The sequence below is a fragment of the Candidatus Glassbacteria bacterium genome (assembly GCA_019456185.1).
Classification (GTDB): domain Bacteria; phylum Gemmatimonadota; class Glassbacteria; order GWA2-58-10; family GWA2-58-10; genus JAJRTS01.
In genome coordinates this window covers 1-1,363 of the sequence record VRUH01000151.1, presented here as the reverse complement: position 1 = coordinate 1,363, position 1,363 = coordinate 1, and the positions used below count along the sequence as shown (strand labels likewise).

Genomic DNA, 1,363 nt, shown 5'->3' with positions numbered 1-1,363 from the left:
CCAGGGGGGTGAATTTATGAACAGCCTTTAAATATATCTCCAGGGCTGCGAAATTTTTTGTGCCCTTCATGGCATGACGAACCATCTCGCCGTAGGTAAGCTTTACCTCCAGTTCCTTGACCACTTGCCATGTGACATCATCCATCACCTGGAAAATGTCCTTCTGTTCGCGGTCATAGCTTCCCGCCCAGAGGTGATTTCCCGTCGCGGCATCGATAAGCTGCGCGGTGATACGGATGTGGTCCCCGGCTTTTTGCACACTCCCTTCCAGCACATACCTTACCCCCAGTTCCCGCCCCACCTGCCGCACATCGACCTGTTGGCCCTTGTATTTGAAAGAGGAATTCCGTGCGATGACGAACAATTGGGGGATTTTCGCCAGAGTGGTGATCAAATTTTCGCTCAGACCGTCGGAAAAGTATTCCTGCTCGGGATCGCCGCTCAGGTTGTCGAAGGCCAGCACGGCGATGGAGGGTTTGTTGGGCAAAGGAAAGGCGGCTTCTTTTTCAAAGGCGGCCAGTGCGGAATCACTCACGGATTGCCGGTAAAGATTCCAGGCCAGCGCCGCCACCAGCGCCACCAGCACGGTCACCGTCGCCGCCAGTGCGGCCTTGCGCCAACCCCTGGCCAATTTCCTTAACGCACGCTCGGTTCGTGTGGGCGCCTGTCCCGGTTCCAGCAGTACCTTATACGCCCGCACCGGCTTGGCGATGTTCTTCACCTGCTGCTCGCCCAGGAAATCGTATTCCAGTTTCAGCTTGGACTCCACCTGGTCATAGACCGGGCGCGAAATGCAGATCCCGCCAGGTTCCGCCAGGGATTCCAGCCGCGCGGCGACGTTGACCCCGTCCCCATAAATCACGTCGTCCTTCACCACCACATCGCCCAGGTTAATACCGATGCGGAAGTCCATGCGGCGATCATCGGGAAGCGCGGCATTCTTTGCGGCAAGCTCCCGCTGAATTTCCACGGCGGAACTCACCGCGTCCACCACTGAGGAAAACTCGGCCAGGATGGCGTCGCCCTTGGCGTCCACTACGCGGCCACGGTGATTTTCGATGTAGGAGAGAAAAACTTTGCGGTAGGCGGTGAGGGTCTCGATGGTCGCCTCCTCGTCGGCGCCCATCAGGCGGGAATAGCCCGCCACGTCCGCGCTAAGGATGGCGGTCAACTTGCGGTGGGTATCGGATGGGTCCATGGTATCTCTCACTCCGGCAGGCCGGCCTGGAGCAGGAGGTTCAACAGATGTTCGGCGTCCGCGGGATCCTGGTAGGGTTGGGTTGCCAGCCAGTTCCTGGCTGAAAAATCGGGCTTGATGCGGAGCGTGTTGCCGGCCCACTTGCGAGCCTGTTCCGGCTTACCC

Annotated in this window: 1 protein-coding gene; it reads right to left on the bottom strand. The window is 58.9% G+C overall.

Annotated elements, in window-relative coordinates:
• A partial coding sequence (locus FVQ81_18560) for an adenylate/guanylate cyclase domain-containing protein (GenBank protein MBW7998534.1) occupies positions 1–1,198 on the bottom strand: 1,198 nt, incomplete at its 3' end.
• Positions 1,199–1,363 lie beyond the last annotated feature (165 nt).